At 65.6% G+C, this 3,942-nt stretch carries 1 protein-coding gene; it reads left to right on the forward strand.

Annotated features, from left to right (window positions below; translation table 11 throughout):
- Positions 1 to 3,846, forward strand: a 3,846-nt coding sequence (gene eccCa / locus ACLP9N_RS18510) for a type VII secretion protein EccCa (protein WP_442408786.1), incomplete at its 5' end; no start/stop codon positions are given.
- Between the last annotated feature and the right edge of the window lie 96 nt (positions 3,847 to 3,942).

A 3,942-nucleotide genomic window follows, 5' to 3' on the forward strand; every position in this document is an offset into this window, starting at 1 on the left:
TTCATGCTGATGCTGGACATGCTGCGGGAGACGGCCAACGAGTCGGCGGACAGCATGGACGCCAACTACCGCTGGTACCACCCCGCGCCCAACACGCTGGCCGCTGCGGTGGGTTCGTCGCGGATGTGGGAGCGCAAGCCCGACGGCAAGGACCTCAACTTCGGCGTGGTCCGGGTCGGCGTCGGCATGACGCGTCCCGAGGTGACCTGGGGTGAGCCGCAGAACATGCCGACCGACATCGAGCTCGAACCGGTGACGGGTAAGGCGCTGCAGGAATTCGGACGCTATCAAAGCGTCGTCTACAACCTGCCGAAGATGGTTTCCTTCCTGGTCGAACCCTGGTATTCGCTGATCGGGGAGCGCGAGCAGGCACTGGGATTGATGCGGTCGATCATCTGCCAGCTGGCGTTCTCCCATGGGCCCGATCACGTGCGAATGATCGTCGTCAGCTCCGATCTGGAGGAATGGGACTGGGTCAAGTGGCTGCCCCATTTCGGTGACCCCCGGCGGCAGGACGCGGCGGGCAGTGCGCGGATGGTGTACGGCTCGGTGCGGGAGTTCGCCGCCGAGCAAGCCGAATTGTTCGCCGGCCGCGGGTCGTTCACGCCTCGGCATGCCAGTTCGTCGGCGCAGAACCCGACGCCTCACCACGTGATCATCGCCGACGTCACCGATCCGCAATGGGAGTACGTGATCAGCGCCGAGGGTGTCGACGGCGTGACGTTCTTTGACCTGACCGGCGCTTCGATGTGGTCATCCGTGCCCGAGCGGTCGTTGAAGTTCGACAAGAAGGGCGTGATCGAGGCGCTGCCCCGCGACCGCGACACCTGGATGGTGATCGACGACAAGCCGTGGTTCTTCGCTCTTACCGACCACCTCAGCATCGCGGAGTCAGAGGAGTTCGCGCAGAAGGTAGCCCGCTGGCGGATCGCCGAGGCGTACGAAGAGATCGGGCAGCGGGTGGCCCACATCGGTGCCCGAGACATCTTGTCCTACTACGGGATTGACGATCCGTCCGACATCGACTTCGAGTCGCTGTGGGGCAGCCGCACCGACACCATGGGGCGGTCGCGGTTGCGGGTCCCGTTCGGCAATCGATCCGACAACGGCGAGCTGCTGTTCTTGGACATGAAATCGCTGGACGAGGGCGGCGACGGGCCGCACGGCGTCATGTCGGGAACGACGGGTTCGGGTAAGTCGACGCTGGTGCGAACCGTGATCGAATCGCTGATGCTCGGCCATCCGCCGGAAGAGCTGCAGTTTGTGTTGGCCGACCTCAAGGGTGGGTCGGCGGTCAAGCCGTTCGCCGGGGTGCCCCACGTATCCCGGATCATCACCGACCTTGAAGAAGACCAGGCGCTGATGGAGCGCTTCCTAGACGCGCTGTGGGGCGAGATCGCCCGCCGCAAGGCGGTATGCGACAGCGCCGGCGTGGACGACGCCAAGGAGTACAACTCCGTGCGGTCCAGGATGCGGGCGCGCGGCCAGGACATGATGCCGCTGCCGATGCTCGTGGTGGTCATCGACGAGTTCTATGAGTGGTTCCGCATCATGCCGACAGCGGTCGACGTCCTTGACTCGATCGGCCGGCAGGGCCGCGCCTACTGGATCCACCTGATGATGGCGTCGCAGACCATTGAGAGCCGGGCGGAAAAACTCATGGAGAACATGGGTTACCGCTTGGTGCTGAAGGCGCGTACCGCCGGAGCGGCGCAGGCGGCCGGGGTGCCGAACGCGGTGAACCTGCCGGCCCAGGCAGGTCTGGGGTACTTCCGTAAGAGTCTCGAGGACATCATCCGGTTCCAGGCCGAGTTCCTGTGGCGGGACTACTACTCCCGCGGCGTGACCATCGACGGCGAAGAAGCGCCCGCGTTGGTGCACAGCATCGACTACGTCCGCCCGCAGTTGTTCACGAATTCGTTCACGCCTCTCGAGGTGAGCGTCGGGAGCCCGGACATCGAGCCCATCGCGCACAGCAATGGCGAAGTCCTCGAGTCGGAAGATGCCGAAGAAGAGGACGAAGAAGCCATCAGGACGCCGAAGGTCGGCACGGTGATCATTGATCAGCTGCGCAGAATCGACTTCGAGCCGTACCGGTTGTGGCAGCCGCCGCTGACGGTGCCCGTCGCCATCGACGACTTGGTCGACCGATTCCTGGGCCGCCAGTGGCAAAAGGAGTACGGCACCGCCAGGGATCTGGTGTTCCCGATCGGCATCATCGACCGCCCGTTCAAGCATGACCAGCCGCCATGGACGGTTGACACGTCCGGGCCCGGCGCCAACGTCCTGATTCTGGGCGCCGGAGGTTCGGGCAAAACCACTGCGCTGCAGACGCTGATCTGCTCGGCCGCGTTGACGCACACGCCCGAGCAGGTTCAGTTCTATTGCCTGGCCTACAGCAGCACCGCGCTGACCACGGTGGCCCGCTTGCCCCACGTCGGCGAGGTCGTCGGTCCCACCGATCCATACGGCGTGCGCCGCACGGTGGCCGAAATTCTGGCGTTGGTCCGCGAGCGCAAACGCAGCTTCCTCGAGCACGGAATCCCGTCGATGGAGGTATTCCGGCGCCGCAAGTTCGCCGGTGAGGCCGGCCCGGTGCCCAACGACGGGTTCGGCGACGTCTACCTGGTGATCGACAACTACCGGGCGCTGGCCGAGGAAAACGAGGTGTTGATCGAGCAAGTAAACGTGATCATCAACCAGGGCCCCTCGTTCGGCGTGCACGTGATTGTCACGGCAGACCGCGAATCCGAGCTGCGGCCCCCGGTGCGGAGCGGTTTCGGTTCCCGGGTCGAGTTGCGCCTGGCCGCTGTGGAAGACGCCAAGCTGGTGCGTTCCCGGTTCGCCAAAGACGTTCCGGTCAAGCCGGGACGCGGCATGGTCGCGGTCAACTACGTCCGACTCGACGCCGACCCGCAGTCGGGCCTACACACGTTGGTGGCCCGGCCCGCGTTGGCCAGCACGCCCAACAACATGTTCGAGTCCGACAGCGTGGTGGCCGCGATCAGCCGGGTCGCGACGAGCCAGGCCCCGCCGGTGCGCCGGCTGCCGGCGAAGTTCGGCGTGGAACAAGTGCGCGAGCTGGCCGCCCGGGACACCCGTCAAGGGGTTGGCGTGGGCGGAATCACCTGGGCGATATCGGAATTGGATCTGCAGCCGGTCTATCTCAACTTCGCCGAGAACTCGCATTTGGTGGTCACGGGTCGACGCGAATGTGGGCGGACCACGACGCTGGCCACCATCATGTCCGAAATCGGCAGGCTCTATGCGCCGGGAGCCAGCAGCGCGCCGACTCCTCCGGCCGGGCGGCCCTCTGCACAGGTGTGGCTGGTCGACCCGCGGCGTCAGCTGCTGACCACCCTGGGCTCCGACTACGTGGAGAAGTTCGCCTACAACCTCGACGGTGTCGTGGCGATGATGGGCGAGTTGGCCCAGGCCTTGGCCGGCCGTGAGCCGCCGCCCGGTTTGTCCGCGGAGGAGCTGCTGTCGCGGTCCTGGTGGAGCGGTCCGGAGATCTTCTTGATCGTCGATGACATCCAGCAACTGCCGCCAGGGTTCGACTCGCCGCTGCACAAGGCCGTTCCCTGGGTGACCAGGGCCGCCGATGTCGGGCTGCACGTGATCGTCACCCGCACCTTCGGCGGATGGTCGTCGGCGGGCAGCGACCCGATGTTGCGGGCACTGCACCAGGCGAACGCGCCGTTACTGGTGATGGACGCCGACCCCGACGAGGGCTTCATCCGCGGCAAGATGAAGGGTGGCCCGTTGCCCCGCGGTCGTGGCCTGCTGATGGCCGAGGACACCGGGGTGTTCGTACAGGTCGCGGCGACCGAGCTGCGCCGCTAGGAGGAATGGCACAAGCAGCAAGGGGTTTTGCCTACGGGTGGTGCGTTGGTGGTGTGTCCCCAGCTAATCGAGGAACGGATGAGTGACAAGTCCAAC

Origin of the sequence: Mycobacterium sp. (genome assembly GCF_052144515.1) — a bacterium.
Taxonomy (GTDB): Bacteria; Actinomycetota; Actinomycetes; order Mycobacteriales; family Mycobacteriaceae; genus Mycobacterium.